Here is a 14,051-nt window from a genome sequence, read left to right as displayed (position 1 = left end):
GCCGCTGGCCAATTGCCGCTTTCCCTGCTTTATGCGTCACCTCAATTTGTGACGGAGAAGCCTTATTCATGCGTAGCCTATTCATCGCCGGGTGCTTATTTGCGCTTTCAACGCCTGCTTATGCCGATGCCAATGATGATCTCACGGCTTTGGTCGATGACGTCTGGGCGACGACGCTAAAAGAAGCGCCTGTCTACGCCAGCGCGCTCGGCGTGAATGATTATGCCGATGAGCTTGGCGATTATACCCTAGCGGCGCAGGACCGCAGGGCCGCCGATGCGGCAAAGTTTCTAACCCGCCTGAACGCCATTCCGGCACATGCGTTGAGCGCTGCGTCGAAGGTGGAGGCGGGCATATTACGGCGGTCGCTGGTATCTACGATCGAAGGCAATCAGTTCGGCCAGCGCGCCATCAACTTCACGACCTATTCGAGCTGGCACCAACAACTCGCCAGCATGTCGCGAAACTTGCCGTTCAAAACCAAGACAGATTTTGAAAGCTACAATGCCCGGCTTGCGCAATATGGTCGCGTCAATGACGAGAATATCGCGGTCGCCAATGTCGCGATCAAGGGCAGGTTTACGCAGCCGTGCGAAACACTGACCGGATTTGAAGGAACCGTTAGCGGCCTGATCGCGTCGGACATTCGCCGGTCGCGTTTCTACGGTCCTTATGCCGCCAAGCGCCCCGATAGCATTTCGGAAAGTGACTTTGCGGCGCTGGCGGCCAGTGCCGAGGCAACCATCCGCAATATCATCCACCCGGCGCTCAACACACAATTGGCGTGGTACACCGCAAGCTACAAGCCCGCTTGTGCCAAGGCCCCCGGCGTGTCAGCGCAGCCCGATGGCGCGGCTTATTATGCCTTTCGCATCCGCGAAGAAACCACCACCAATCTGACGGCAGAGCAAATCCACCAAATTGGCCTGAGCGAAGTATCACGCATTCGCGCCGAAATGGTCGATGTCGCAAAAAAGGCAGGCTATCCCAGCCGCGAAGCCTTTATCAAACATCTGCGTACCGACCCGCAATATTATGCCAAAACGCCAGAGGAGTTGATGGAAAAGGTCGCGCGCATGACCAAGATCATCGACGGCAAAATGCCCAGCCTGTTCGGCCGCCTGCCCCGCTTGCCATATGGCATAAAGGAAATTCCGGCGGAGACTGCTGAAGGAACCACGACGGCTTATTATAATCCAGGGTCGCCCGAAATTGGGATATCCGGCACCTATTTTGTCAACACGTCGAAGTTGAACCAGCGCCCGTTCTGGGAGATTCCAGCGCTTTCTGTGCATGAGGCGGTCCCGGGGCACCATCATCAAATCGCGTTGCAGCAGGAGCTGCCCTTATCCGATTTCCGCAAATATGGCGCATCGTTCACGGCGTTCACCGAAGGATGGGGGCTGTATTCCGAACGGCTTGGCATCGAAATGGGGCTATATGATACGCCTGCCAAGGATATGGGCCGGCTGTCCTACGAAATGTGGCGCGCATGCCGCCTGGTGGTTGACACCGGCATTCATGCCAAGGGTTGGAGCAAACAGCAGGCCATCGCCTTCATGACCGACAACAGCGCCCTGTCCGCCGCGAATATCGAGGCGGAGGTAAACCGGTATATCAGCTGGCCCGGTCAGGCGCTCGCGTACAAATTGGGCGAGCTGAAAATCCGCGAATTGCGCAATATGGCGAACAAGGAACTCGGGCCGAAATTTGATCTGGCCGCGTTCCATGATGCGGTGCTTGGACAAGGGTCTGTGCCACTGGACGTGCTTGAGCAGCAGATTAAGGACTGGGTCGCGGCGGAAAAAGCGACGCGCTAATTTTAGCTTTTCGGCTGCGGAAGCGGATCGGCCTCTGCATTGGCCGCTTCTTTGGCATCTAACTCAGCCTGCAACTTGGCTTCCCGTTCGGCGCGGCCTTTTTCAAATTCGACAACGCGCGCCTCAACTTCGGCGGCTTCGGCATCAATGCCCGCCATGCGCTTGGCGCGTTCGGCAGCAATCAAGCGGCCAAAAGTGATGCCGGGGTCTTGTGCTTTTTCGGCATAAGCCTTGTTAATCTCCGCCAAGCCGCAGCCGGTAAAACCGCCAGCGCCAGATGGTGAGCAGCTCATCGTGCCGCTTGCCGCGACATATTCGTAGGATTTAATCCGCTCTGACATCGCTTCGTTGCGCGGGTCATTGGGGTTACCGCGCAAGGATGAAGGAATGCGATAACGGTCCGCCTCGCCCATGCGCGCGCAGACGACGATTTCATCGCCAACGCTTTCGGGGCATTTGTCGTCGCCATAGATGATAAGCTGGTTAATTTTTTCATCGCCAGGCTTCGCCGTCGGTGCATCTTGCGCCGACGCCTGAACCGATAGCATCAAGGCGATGCTCACGAGCGATATTCTGGCCATTGCTTTCACGGGATCATCTCCAAGAATGTGTCGGCCTGTTTTGAACGGCGCAGGCTGAATGCGCGATGAAGCTTATATATGTTTCGACACGGCAATGGCGGTGCGGCAACCCATGCGGACCAACGCGCTCATCAACGGATAGGCAGGCGCGCGTTCCGCGCCTTGCGCCAAAGCTGTGGCCTTATGTTCCAACTCATCGGCTTGGAAATCCAATATCATCGCCGATAGTTCGGGGTCACTGTCGCCAATTTCGGCGAGTTGTTCGCTATAATGGCGGTCGATTTCGGTTTCGACGGCGACAGTGCACGCCATGGCCGCCTCCGGCCCGATTGCCGCAGACACAGCGCCAAGCGCAAAGCCCGCGACATTCCAGATAGGGTGTAAGGCCGTGGGGCGAACGCCGCGTTCCGCCATCATCTTGTCAAAGGCGTTCAGATGGCGTTCCTCTTGTTCGGCCATATGCGCAATGCTGCGCGCCGCAGGGGTTCGGTCGCCCATCACCGCAAGCTGACCCGCATAAATCCGTTTCGCGCCAAACTCGCCCGCTTGGTTCACGCGGATCATGCGTTCCATTGCCCGTGTCCGCTGTGCGGAGGTTTTCAGATTTTCTTGCTGCGCCATATCATTGCCAAGATGAGCATTGCGCCGCCAAACGACAAGAGAAAATTATACCCCGCAAGCGAAATGCCAAATAAGGTCCAAGGGGCAACGTCACAACGTACCAAGGGGGCGTTCATGATCGACTTAAGCAGATCATCGCCGCTACCCGAAATTGTCGCGGTGCAAGCCGTCAGCCCTTCCCAATAGCCATATTCCACGCCCGCATGAAACCCGCCAATGAGGCCGCTGGTGGCAATCGCCAATGCCGCCAAAGCGACCAAGACGTTGCGATAGGCAGCGTTGCTGACGCCAAAGGCGACCAGCGCAATCGCCACGGCCGCAAAATGCGGATAACGCTGCCACCAGCACATTTCGCACGGGAAAAGCCCGCCAATATATTGCGACCCATAAGCGCCCCCCAGCAACGCAGCGGGTAACAAAAATGCCAGCATATGGGCCTTGTCGAATTTTGGTGTCATATATGGTGATACCTAGAGAACTGTTATGATGAATGTATTTGAGCATCTTACTACAGCGTCGCAGCAAAAGTAAAATGGAGAAGCAAGATGTGCGCTGCACGCCTTTGGCTCCAAGATGACTCAACGGTGCCACGGCCCCAAAACCGTCACCCTGAACTTGTTTCAGGGTCCATTTCGCCTCGCATCGTCTGGGTTTGCTGCACGATGGATGCTGAAACAAGTTCAGCATGACGGGGTGTTAAAAGCAAATTCGTCATCCTGAACGAATCTCGTCATCCTGGGGCCGAAGGCGTGCAGCGCACAGACAAGTTCAGCATGACGTGGGTTTAAGTTCTCTTTGGCTCCAGCATAACGGATTCTCAATGCCCCTTGGTCGTCATCCCCGCGAAGGCGGGGATCCATCACGCGGTGATGATCTTGCCCAAGACTCTGTGGTTTTACGAGAGGGTGGGTGTTGGATCCCCGCCTTCGCGGGGATGACCAAAAACCACCTACACCGTCGCCCTCAATTCTTGGCTTTGCTCTTCACCGGCTTTGCCGCCAGTTTCATCGTCCGGGGCCCAAGCCGCTGAAGCGTTTCCATGGCGTAATAGAGTTGGAAATCCTCAATCCCCTTTGCCTTCAACTGTTCGGCGGTCATGGCGAAGCGGGGATCGTCGGTGATGTCTTGTTCCAGATCCTTATTGTTGTCTTTCAATTCATTAACCAAATGACGGCGCAGGTCAGATTCGCGGATTGACACACGGCTTTTATAATCAGGGTCAGTCAACTGCGGCACGCGAATGTCAGGCTTGATACCGCCTTCCTGCACCGAACGGCCCGATGGCAGATGGTAACGCGCAATGGTGAGGCGTACACCCGTATCCCCAGGCAAACGGAGCACATCTTGCACCGACCCCTTGCCAAAGCTGCGTTCCCCCATGACCAAGGCGCGGTGATGGTCTTGCAAGGCGCCCGCAACGATTTCAGAGGCCGAAGCCGACCCGGCATCCACCAACACAATGATCGGCGCGCCGCCGGTCACGTCACCGGGAACGGCGCGTTCCGCCCACCAGCGGCCCACATTGCGCGGGTCGCGGCCCCGTTCGGACACAATCTCACCCTTGGTCAAAAACGCATCGGACACGGCCACCGCCTCATCCAAGATACCGCCGGGGTTGGACCGCATGTCAATGATGTAACCCAGAGGATTGCCGCCGAGCGTCTTCTTTATGCCAGCGACCGCTGCAACAACGTCATCCCCGGTCTTTTCGGAAAAGCCCGTGACGGAGATAACGCCAATGCGGTCTTTCACTTCCCATTGCACAGGTTTCAGGTCGATAATCGCGCGCGTCAGTGTGACGTCAAATGGCGCATCGCGGCCAGGACGGAAGATTGTGAGCTTAATCGTCGTACCCGGCGCGCCGCGCATGGCCTTAACGGCTTCATCCAAGGTGCCGCCCACAATCAGCTTGCCGTCCAGATGGGTGATGAAGTCGCCGGACTTAATGCCTGCCTTGTCGGCGGGCGTGTCCTTGGTCGGCGTCATCACTTTTACCGCTTCATCCTCAAGCGTTACGGAAAGCCCAAGGCCGCCATATTCGCCCTTAATCTGGGTATTGAGTGCGCTAAAATCAGATTGATCCAGAAAGCCGCTATGCGGATCAAGGCTGGCCAACATCCCCTGAATTGCGCCTTCCATCAATTTTTTGTCGTCGACCTTGTCGACATAGCTGGATTTGACCTTGCGATAAACAGCAAGGAATTGGTCAAGATCCTCAATCTGCTGCGCCTGATATTGTTGTTGCTGCATATTTTGCGCAACGAGCATCGTGCCGGGCACGGCGATTGCCACGACAATGGCAAGGGTGGAGGGCAGCAAACGGTGCTTCATAGACAATTTCCATTTCATCATATCGTTTTCGTATATCCTGCCTTAACCTTGTGTGAAAGCGTGTTTACGCGGGTCACCCCAATAAGGCGGCAATGTCCATGAAACGACCATTTTTGCGCAGTTCGACGCCAATTTCGGGTGCAGATTTTCCGGCGCGACCAAGCAGACTGCCTTGGTCCACTTTCTGACCCTTTATGACTTGGACAGAATCGAGATGGGTAATCAGGCTGTCCCACCCTTGGCCATGTTCGATAATGACAATCTGGCCATAGCTACGATAGCGCCCGGCAAAGGTCACGGTGCCCGCCGCTGGTGCCATCACGCGCGCTGCCTGTGTCACTGCCAGCCGCAGGCCGCGTTCGCGATAGCCCGTGTTGCTGAGTTCACCAAAGCCCGTCAATAGCCTGCCTGCCACTGGCAGGATATACGCGCGCTTACCCGAAGGTTGCGGATTGGCGCGTCCGGGACGAATGAAGGGTCCATCCAGCGCAGCGAGTTCCGATGCCTTTGCCGCGCTTAATCGCTGGCTATCGATCCGCCCGACAATGTCCCGCGCCCGTTCGCCTTGCGCAATGGCTTGTTCAAAGGCGATGGCGGCATTTGCGGACAAGGCACCTGCATTGCCGCGCGCGTCGCCCTCCAGCTTTGCCAATGCCGCTTGACGGCTTTTCAACTGGCGGCGGGCATCGCGGAGCGATTTCAATGCGGATATTTCTTGACCCTGTAATTCATTTTGCGCGGCAATCTGCTGACGCAGCGCGCTGGTCTGGCGCATGATCGCTGGCTGCAATGTCGCCATGATAGCGCGCAGGTGCATATAATCCTCCCGCTGCCCCGGCTGCATCATCAGGAAATAACTAGGCTTTCCGGCCATATGCTGAAGCGCAGCGTTGAGGCGCAGGACGGGCGCGCTTTGGGCATTCAACTGCGATTGCTGTGCCTTTTGACGGCGCGAAATAATCGCGAAGCGTGCGGCCGCTAAATCAATCTGCGCCTCGGCGGCGTCAATTTCTGCGGATAGCACTGCACGCTGCGCCAAGAAGCGGTCGGTGGCTTTATCGGCATTGCCGGCCTCTTGCCGCAATGTTTCGCTGCGTCGTTCGGCGGCAAGCGCGCCTTGTTTCGCGGCGCGGAATGCCCGTTGCTGCGCATCGTCCGAAACCGACGCCTGCGCCATTAACCCACCTGCAATGGCAAATGGTGCCAAAGTCAACGTCGCGAGGGTAAGCCAGAACCGCATGGCGCTCATCCCTCACGATGATAAGGGTGGTTGGCAATAATCGATGTCGCGCGGAACAATTGTTCGGCGAGCATCGCGCGTGCCATTAAATGCGGCCAGGTTGCCTTGCCAAAAGCGATGAGTCTGTCTGCGCTGGCACGCGCCGCATCATCAAAGCCGTCGGCTGCACCAATGAGAAAGCGCACTTCGCGCACGCCATCGTCGCGCCAGCGTTCCAACAATCCCGCCAGTTCAACCGAGCTTAGCTGCGCGCCCTTTTCATCCAAAATGATGGTTTTGTGCGGGCTGTCCGACGCCGGAAGCTCCCCGCCCCGATCAGGCAGTTCGCTATGCTTGGTGGGCCAGCTAATCCGTTTCAGATACCGGTCGACCAGTTCCGATTCGGGGGAACGGCCAATCTTGCCGCGCGCGATGATGTGCAGGCGCATCGCCATCGGCGCGGGCAATCGGTCTTATTGCGACGCGACTTCGGGCGCGTCGCCAAAGGCCCACATGCGTTCCAGATTATAGAAACTGCGGACCTCGGGGCGGAACAGATGCACAATGACATCTTCGGCATCAATCAGCACCCAGTCCGCCGATGGCAGACCTTCAATGCGGGCATGACGACCGGCCTTTTTGATACGCTCGGCAAGTTTCTGCGCCATGGACGCGACTTGGCGCGACGAACGGCCAGATGCGACGACCATATGGTCGGCAATGTTGCTTTTCCCTTCAAGCGGGATGGTGACCACCTCTTGCGCCTGATCATCGTCGAGCGATTGGAGAATCAGCGCGTGCAGCGCGTCGGGGGTCAATGTGGGTTCCTTGGACTTTGCAGTCGGCGCAGGAACGGAAGCAGTGTCGATCAAGATGGCTCCTTAAAGCACAATATTTCGGGTAACGCCGTCACGCGTTCCAAGTTCCTTATATCGGTGAAACCAATATGGGTCGGCACGCCGAAGAGCGGTGGCCGAACGCGGATCTGGACGAAAGCGCAAAAAGACAAGCGCTGGCGTACTCCATTTCGTCCAGTGATGACGCTGTTCCGGACGCCGGACAAACCGTCTGAACCAGGCCATTACGGGACCCGCAACGACGCGCTCCTTATAGCCGGGTCTGGCGATAACTGCAATCGGCATCAACCGCGCTATATCGCGCCACCGCCGCCAATGTTGAAATTGCAACAAATTGTCCGCCCCCATGATCCAGATGAACCGGGTTTTCGGATAACGTGCGACCAGTTTTGTCAGGGTTTCTGCGGTGTAGACGGTGCCAAGGTCGCGTTCGATGGCGGTGACCTTAATCGGGGTGCGGCGGGCTTGCGCCTTTGCCGATGCCATGCGCGCGGGCAATGGGGCCATGTCCGATTTGGGCTTTAACGGGTTGCCCGGGGACACCATCCAATAATATTCATCAAGGCCAAGCGAATCCATCGCGAACAGGCTGATCGCGCGATGCCCTTTATGCGCGGGATTGAACGATCCACCCATGAGGCCAACAGTTTTCAAGAGCGGGATTGTTTTCAAGGGCGAGTTTGGCCCTGCCCGCGCACGATCCATTTATACGTTGTCAGCCCCTCCAGCGCGACCGGGCCACGGGCATGCAGGCGGCCCGTAGCGATGCCAATCTCTGCGCCCAAGCCAAATTCGCCGCCATCGGCAAATTGGGTGGAGGCATTGTGCATGACAATCGCGCTGTCGACCTCTGCCAAGAAACGGGCAGCGGCGGCGGCATCTTGCGTAATGATCGCGTCGGTATGGTGCGACCCATGGCGGGCGATATGGTCCATGGCTGCATCAAGGCCGGAAACGACGCAGGCCGAAATGACTGAGTCGAGATATTCGGTATCCCAATCCTGCGCATCGGCAGAGACGGTCCGCGCATCCAGCTCCATCAGCACATCGTCCGCTCGCACTTCGCAACCTGCGTCAATGAGCGCCGCAATCAACGCGGCAGGCGCGGGATAATCCTGATCAATCAGCACCGTCTCGGTCGCACCGCAAATGCCCGTCCGCCGCATTTTGGCGTTGACCACAATCGCTTGCGCCATGTCGGGATCGGCGTCCTTATGCACATAGCTATGGCAGATGCCGTCGAGATGCGCGAGCACGGGCACGCGGGCTTCGTCCTGAACGCGCGCCACAAGCGATTTTCCGCCACGCGGGATGATCATGTCAATCGCCCCTTGTGCGCGCAGCATGTCACCGACCAACGCACGATCCTGCGTCGGAACAAGCTGAATAACATCTGCGGGCAAGCCAGCTTGCGTAATGCCCTGCACCATCGCCGCATGAATGGCGCGGTTGCTGTATACCGCCTCGCTACCGCCGCGCAGGATAACGGCATTACCCGACCGCAGCCCCAAGGCCGCCGCATCGGCGGTCACATTAGGCCGACTTTCATAAATGATGCCCAACACGCCGACCGGCACGCGGACGCGCTCCATCAGTAGGCCATTTGGACGAGCGCGGGTATCGATGATTTGCCCCACCGGGTCTGCCAGCGTTGCGACCACTTCGACCGCAGACGCCATCGACGCGACGCGGGCTTCATCCAGCTTCAGCCGGTCTAGCATCGCGGGCGAAATACCGGCCGCCACCGCAGCATCGACATCTTTGGCATTGGCGCTGAGGATATCCGCCATGCCATCACGCAATGCCTGCGCCGCGCGCGTTAACGCAGCCGTCTTCGCCGCATCATCGACGCCAGCCAAATGCCGCGCCGCAGTGCGCGCCTTGGCCGTGAGATCGGTTATCAAAATGTTGCTGCCTGTCATTGCCTGATACTATTAGAGAAAGGGTGCCAAAAGGGAAAGCGATCGTCCCCATTTCGCGTTCATCGCATGTGGAACAAATGCGAATCGACCATATATGTTTGAATTTACGTAGTTTTACACCTTTGATTTAAACAATGCGCGCCGATTCGGGCCTATCCGGAGCTGCATTTGAGGGGTTTTCCACAGCTCATCGCACGACTCAACCGACTCGTCACGGTTCAGCTTTGCGTGATTCGCCGTGGCCCATCTCCTCTGCTAGGCGGCTTGTTACAAAATAACGGGGTGGGTCGTGTCGCTAAAAATCAGAATGTCCGGTTGGAAAAACCGGATAGCTGGATGGTTTATTGACCGCGAATTTTTCATGCGGGCCAATGGCCAAGTCCGGTTTTTAAAAATATCGGCGCAATTGCAACGCCGTGCCGCGGCTACTTTCGCGTCCGTCATCGGTGTTTGGTTGTTGGTCACTTTTGGCATGGCCATCAATCAAGTGACCGTCTCCGCACAGCGCCTTGCGTTGATCGAGCAAGAGGCAAAGGTTGAATCCGCCGAAGAACGCGTGGCCAGCTATCGTGGCTCTATCGACGAAGTGACGCAGGATTTGGAACGTCGACAGGAAATGCTCGAAAGCCTGGGCGACCAATATCTCGGTGATTTACCGGAGGCTGAAGCGCAAGCACCCTCCGCCTCCGCCGACTCGCGCGAGGAAGAAAAGGCCGTGAAGACGATTAGCGCGATGGTGCCCGAAGCCGCTGGCCTTGCCCGTATCGAGGTGCGGCAAATTCGCTTCGCCGAAAAAATGACGAAAGTGGCGCAAGCGCGAACATTACAGGCAGAAACCGCAATCCGCCAATTCGGGTTGAACCCCGAAGTCTTGGCCCGCCAAGCCCGCAACGCGCAAGGTGGCCTGTTCGAACCCTTTTTCGGCAAAGGGAAAAAGGAAGCGCGCGACCCGCGTTTCTTGAATCTGGCCGCCGCGCTTGGCCGCATGGACGCGATGGAGCGCGCTCTGGCCGCAATCCCCACCGCCATGCCTGCTGCATCGATGATGATGTCGAGCGGCTTTGGCTATCGCGCCGACCCATTCACCGGCGCCGCCGCAATGCACGCCGGTCTCGATTTTAAAGGCCCCGTTGGAACCCCCATCCTTGCCGCAGCCAAAGGCAAGGTCGTGTTGGCCGGTTTTAATGGCGGTTATGGCAACAGCGTCGAAATTAGACATGCCAATGGCTTGGTTACACGCTATGCGCATTTATCGGGCGTACATGTCAGACGGGGTCAGATGGTTGAACGCGGCGTTCAAATCGGACGGATGGGCAGCACGGGTCGGTCGACCGGCAGCCATCTGCATTTCGAGGTGCGCCTAAACGGTCAGGCGATTAACCCGCGTAAGTTTTTGGAGGCAAATCCAGATGTTCTCAAGGTCCAAACAGTCGCCGAATACCGTGCCGACTCTGCCGCAAAGGAATAATGTAAGCGTGCGCAACAATTCAGGTCACACATTCTCGATCATTGCATCCGACGTCGAAATCGTCGGCAATTTGTCGGCGCGGGTCGACCTTCATATCGACGGCAAGGTGCAGGGCGACGTGACCTGCGGCAATTTGGTGCAGGGCGAAGGCAGCTTTATCGCGGGCAAAGTCACCGCCGATTCGGCCAAGCTTTCGGGCCATGTCGAAGGTTCGATTGAAGCCAATGACCTCGTCATCGAATCGTCCGCGCGTATCAAAGGCGACGTTGTCTACAGCAACCTGACCATCGCACCCGGCGGGCAAATTGAAGGCAAGTTCAGCCACAAGTCCACGGCCAAGCCAAGCATTTCAGCCGCATCGGGGCATGTCGGCACCGGTGGTGATCCCTTTATCCTAACAACCGATTCGAAGGTCGCGTAAACGGGGATTGCGCTACATGCCAACTGGTCTGTTGGAGTTACGTGAGGGCTGGAGGGGAACTTCCGGCCCCTTTCGTTTGTGTGGGGTGCGTGCTTTAGGGATGTCTCGAACCCTCTGCCGGTCGGACGGCTCAACATAAACGGGTAGGAGCGCCCGCCTTTCTCTAATTCCCGTCACCCTGAACTTGTTTCAGGGTCCATTGTGCAGCACGCCCATAGCCAGAATGGGTAAATGGACCCTGAAACAAGTTCAGGGTGACGGAGTGAAGAGTAACACCCTCCACATCCGTTCGTGTCGTGCATATTCGATATCCCGCGAACTCACACACAAAGTTTCCAACACGCGCAATATTATTTCCTACAAATTCGTCGCGCGTGTGCACGCATAGAAAAAAGGGACGGCCGACGCGGAAGCGCTGGTGCTGCTTCCGGCTGATGGCGTTGGGTGATTAAGGCTCGTTTGTTCCATCAGTCTTATTCTAGGAGCCGCCTTATCTTGGCTGGGCTGCTTTCCTTGGGATGAAGGTTCCTAAAGCCCCCAAGGCCGTCCATGACGAACGGGACGGATCGCGCCGCCACACCCAGCCGCTTGTGCGCTGTTCAGAGCTTGATGCAACAGGCCCTTTTAAAGGCTGAAGCAAGCACCCTATCGCGCCGGCCGTGCCAGCGAGTTCCCCCGCCAGCGTTCCCATCATCCCGACCCACGTTCTAGACCGCGGCCTGGCTGACGCGAATCAGATAACCCATATGGTTATTTGTAGGAAAGCGGTTTTTTGTACGACGCAGATTTTTGTGACGACACCTTGTCTCGTCTTCGCGCGACACGAACGACTTTTATCCAAGTGCATACCCTCTGCGTCCTCTGCGCCTTTGCGTGCAAAATGGACTCACGCAGAGGCGCGGAGGGCGCAGAGAGAGAAGGAAGAAAGGAAGGTAAACATTCCCCACCCACGTCACCCTCTCCCCCACGTCACCCTGAACTTGTTTCAGGGTCCATTTAGCCTTTCTAGCTCTGGGCTTGCTGCACGATAGACCCTGAAACAAGTTCAGGGTGACGTTGTGGGGGAAGGATGACGGTTATGGGGGAGGGTGACGTGGGGGAGAGGGTCACGTGGGGGACGGGGTGGAGAGGGTGACGAGGTGGGAGGATGACGGCCCGCACCTGTTCGCACCGCACAAAAAAGGCCCGGACCATCGCGGGTCCGGGCCATGAGTTGGATGTTCGCGGGAGGAACATCGGGAGGTGGCGGGGCGTAAAAGGAGAGGAGAGAACGCCCCGCCGCCAAGTCGTAAAACTCAATAGTTGTAAGCACGCTCGCCATGTTCGGTAAGGTCAAGGCCTTCACGCTCGGCGTCTTCGGTTGGACGAAGGCCGGTGGTGAATTTCAGTGCGTAGAACAAAACGGCCGAAACAACGCCCGTCCACAATACCGTCGTACCCACGGCCCAAAGCTGCGAGACGAACTGATCAGCCATAACATATTCGCCCGGAATGGCAGGGAAAACGGTGTAATTAACCCATCCTTGGCCACCAAGCGCAGGGTCGGCGACAACTGCGGTGCCCAGTGCGCCGACGATGCCGCCAACGCCGTGGACGCCAAAGACGTCAAGCGTGTCGTCATAGCCAAGTTTGTTCTTCACATAAGCGACGAAGACATAGCATAGGCCCGATGCCGCAAAGCCAAGCAGGATCGAGGTCATCGGCGCGGCAAAGCCGCTGGCAGGCGTAATGGCGACAAGGCCAGCAACCGCGCCAGTAACTGCACCAAGCAAGGAAGGCTTTCCATGGTGGAATTGTTCAATCAGGCACCATGCCACTGCGGCAGCAGCCGTCGCGACAAAGGTGTTGATGAACGCCAGAGCCGCAAGGCCATTGGCTTCCAAATTGGAGCCAGCGTTAAAGCCGAACCAGCCCACCCACAAAAGCGACGCGCCGATCATCGTCATGGTCATCGAATGTGGCGGGGTGGCTTCCTTGCCATGGCCAACGCGCTTGCCGATGATAAGACAGCCGACAAGGCCCGCGATACCCGCGTTGATGTGCACAACGGTGCCACCCGCAAAATCGAGCGCTGCCTTGCCCCATAAGAAGCCGACATCATTTGGTGCATCGACGAGGAAATCTGGCCCTGGCCAATACCAAACCATGTGCGCGATAGGGAAATAAGCGTAGGTCAGCCACAATACCGTAAAAATTATCAACGGCGTAAACTTGATCCGCTCTGCAAACGCGCCGACGATCAGTGCCGGCGTGATGCAGGCAAAGGTCATCTGGAACACCACAAAGGCATATTCGGGGATATAGACGTTGTTGCTAAAGGTCGCAGCATAAGTCGTTGTCGAAACGCCGGCCAAGAACATCTTGGAAAAGCCGCCGATGAAGGCGTTGCCGCTGGTGAAGGCCAGGCTGTAGCCATAAGTGACCCAGACAAGCGCCGCGACCGATACGATCATGAACACCTGCATCAACAGGCTCAGCATATTCTTTGTGCGGACAAGCCCACCATAGAATAATGCCAATGCCGGGATCGACATCAGCAATACCAAGGCCGAGCTAATCAGCATCCAACTTGTATCACCCTTGTCGACCATGCCGGCCATTTGTTCGACCGTTGGGGCCTTGATCGGGCCGTCGGCAACAGCGGCAGCGGCCGCAACTTCGGCTACAGCAGCGCCAGCCGCCGCTGCGCCGTCGGCTGCTTTCTCCACAGCCTCCTGCGCGAAGGCGGGCAAGGCGGCGAACACTATCGCCCCCGCCGCGCCCAAAAATTTCAGTGTCTTTGACATTATTTGGTTCCCCTAGCTTAATACT

General features: G+C 57.4%; 13 protein-coding genes. 3 read left to right on the top strand and 10 right to left on the bottom strand.

What is annotated here, in order from left to right; translation table 11 throughout:
* The first annotated feature begins 68 nt into the window (after positions 1 to 68).
* Positions 69 to 1,820, top strand: a complete 1,752-nt coding sequence (locus HEQ34_RS01280) for a DUF885 family protein (protein ID WP_296196315.1) — start codon at positions 69 to 71, stop codon at positions 1,818 to 1,820.
* Between the two features lie 2 nt (positions 1,821 to 1,822).
* Here the strand turns inward: HEQ34_RS01280 and HEQ34_RS01275 are convergent, their stop codons facing one another.
* From HEQ34_RS01275 to HEQ34_RS01235, 9 genes are all read right to left on the bottom strand, one after another.
* A complete protein-coding gene (locus tag HEQ34_RS01275) occupies positions 1,823 to 2,401 on the bottom strand; it encodes a hypothetical protein (RefSeq protein WP_296196592.1) in 579 nt (192 codons plus the stop codon).
* A gap of 72 nt (positions 2,402 to 2,473) precedes the next feature.
* Entirely contained in the window at positions 2,474 to 3,022 is a 549-nt protein-coding gene (locus tag HEQ34_RS01270; protein WP_296196314.1) for a demethoxyubiquinone hydroxylase family protein, read from the bottom strand.
* Positions 3,001 to 3,480: a disulfide bond formation protein B gene (locus HEQ34_RS01265; protein WP_296196312.1), complete on the bottom strand. Its 480-nt coding sequence runs from the start codon at positions 3,478 to 3,480 to the stop codon at positions 3,001 to 3,003. Before HEQ34_RS01265 ends, HEQ34_RS01270 begins: the two co-directional genes overlap by 22 nt.
* Before the next feature lie 505 nt (positions 3,481 to 3,985).
* Complete coding sequence (locus HEQ34_RS01260) at positions 3,986 to 5,290, bottom strand: S41 family peptidase (protein ID WP_296196590.1); 1,305 nt, start codon at positions 5,288 to 5,290, stop codon at positions 3,986 to 3,988.
* Between the two features lie 136 nt (positions 5,291 to 5,426).
* Positions 5,427 to 6,593, bottom strand: a complete 1,167-nt coding sequence (locus HEQ34_RS01255; RefSeq protein WP_296196310.1) for a peptidoglycan DD-metalloendopeptidase family protein — start codon at positions 6,591 to 6,593, stop codon at positions 5,427 to 5,429.
* Positions 6,594 to 6,598: 5 nt separating this feature from the next.
* Positions 6,599 to 7,021 carry a 23S rRNA (pseudouridine(1915)-N(3))-methyltransferase RlmH gene (locus HEQ34_RS01250; RefSeq protein ID WP_296196587.1) on the bottom strand — a complete coding sequence of 141 codons (423 nt, stop codon included), beginning with the start codon at positions 7,019 to 7,021 and terminating at the stop codon, positions 6,599 to 6,601.
* 24 nt (positions 7,022 to 7,045) lie between these two features.
* Positions 7,046 to 7,390 carry a ribosome silencing factor gene (rsfS, locus tag HEQ34_RS01245; protein WP_295491618.1) on the bottom strand — a complete coding sequence of 115 codons (345 nt, stop codon included), beginning with the start codon at positions 7,388 to 7,390 and terminating at the stop codon, positions 7,046 to 7,048.
* A gap of 63 nt (positions 7,391 to 7,453) precedes the next feature.
* On the bottom strand, positions 7,454 to 8,083 hold the full coding sequence (locus tag HEQ34_RS01240) for a nicotinate-nucleotide adenylyltransferase (RefSeq protein ID WP_296196583.1): 630 nt from the start codon (positions 8,081 to 8,083) through the stop codon (positions 7,454 to 7,456).
* A gap of 14 nt (positions 8,084 to 8,097) precedes the next feature.
* The gene (locus tag HEQ34_RS01235) at positions 8,098 to 9,351 is read right to left on the bottom strand and encodes a glutamate-5-semialdehyde dehydrogenase (RefSeq protein WP_296196307.1); all 1,254 of its coding nucleotides are present in this window, start codon (positions 9,349 to 9,351) and stop codon (positions 8,098 to 8,100) included.
* A gap of 307 nt (positions 9,352 to 9,658) precedes the next feature.
* Here HEQ34_RS01235 and HEQ34_RS01230 point away from each other — a divergent pair, with 307 nt between their 5' ends.
* Both HEQ34_RS01230 and HEQ34_RS01225 read left to right on the top strand, forming a co-directional pair.
* The gene (locus HEQ34_RS01230) at positions 9,659 to 10,819 is read left to right on the top strand and encodes a M23 family metallopeptidase (RefSeq protein ID WP_296196304.1); all 1,161 of its coding nucleotides are present in this window, start codon (positions 9,659 to 9,661) and stop codon (positions 10,817 to 10,819) included.
* Between the two features lie 7 nt (positions 10,820 to 10,826).
* Positions 10,827 to 11,240 carry a polymer-forming cytoskeletal protein gene (locus tag HEQ34_RS01225; RefSeq protein ID WP_296196301.1) on the top strand — a complete coding sequence of 138 codons (414 nt, stop codon included), beginning with the start codon at positions 10,827 to 10,829 and terminating at the stop codon, positions 11,238 to 11,240.
* A gap of 1,295 nt (positions 11,241 to 12,535) precedes the next feature.
* Here HEQ34_RS01225 and HEQ34_RS01220 read toward each other — a convergent pair.
* Positions 12,536 to 14,026, bottom strand: a complete 1,491-nt coding sequence (locus tag HEQ34_RS01220; protein ID WP_296196299.1) for an ammonium transporter — start codon at positions 14,024 to 14,026, stop codon at positions 12,536 to 12,538.
* Positions 14,027 to 14,051: the final 25 nt, after the last annotated feature.

This window comes from Sphingorhabdus sp., assembly GCF_023910635.1.
Classification (GTDB): domain Bacteria; phylum Pseudomonadota; class Alphaproteobacteria; order Sphingomonadales; family Sphingomonadaceae; genus Sphingorhabdus_B.
This window is presented reverse-complemented; position numbering and strand designations above follow the sequence as displayed.

Excerpts from the sequence above, each read along its gene's own strand:
- HEQ34_RS01250 (WP_296196587.1), bottom strand. The coding sequence starts at position 7,021 with ATGCGCCTGCACATCATCGCGCGCGGCAAGATTGGCCGTTCCCCCGAA.
- HEQ34_RS01230 (WP_296196304.1), top strand. The coding sequence starts at position 9,659 with ATGTCCGGTTGGAAAAACCGGATAGCTGGATGGTTTATTGACCGCGAA.
- HEQ34_RS01235 (WP_296196307.1), bottom strand. The coding sequence starts at position 9,351 with ATGACAGGCAGCAACATTTTGATAACCGATCTCACGGCCAAGGCGCGC.
- HEQ34_RS01260 (WP_296196590.1), bottom strand. The coding sequence starts at position 5,290 with ATGCTCGTTGCGCAAAATATGCAGCAACAACAATATCAGGCGCAGCAG.
- HEQ34_RS01275 (WP_296196592.1), bottom strand. The coding sequence starts at position 2,401 with ATGGCCAGAATATCGCTCGTGAGCATCGCCTTGATGCTATCGGTTCAG.
- HEQ34_RS01265 (WP_296196312.1), bottom strand. The coding sequence starts at position 3,480 with ATGACACCAAAATTCGACAAGGCCCATATGCTGGCATTTTTGTTACCC.
- HEQ34_RS01220 (WP_296196299.1), bottom strand. The coding sequence starts at position 14,026 with ATGTCAAAGACACTGAAATTTTTGGGCGCGGCGGGGGCGATAGTGTTC.
- HEQ34_RS01280 (WP_296196315.1), top strand. The coding sequence starts at position 69 with ATGCGTAGCCTATTCATCGCCGGGTGCTTATTTGCGCTTTCAACGCCT.
- HEQ34_RS01255 (WP_296196310.1), bottom strand. The coding sequence starts at position 6,593 with ATGCGGTTCTGGCTTACCCTCGCGACGTTGACTTTGGCACCATTTGCC.
- HEQ34_RS01270 (WP_296196314.1), bottom strand. The coding sequence starts at position 3,022 with ATGGCGCAGCAAGAAAATCTGAAAACCTCCGCACAGCGGACACGGGCA.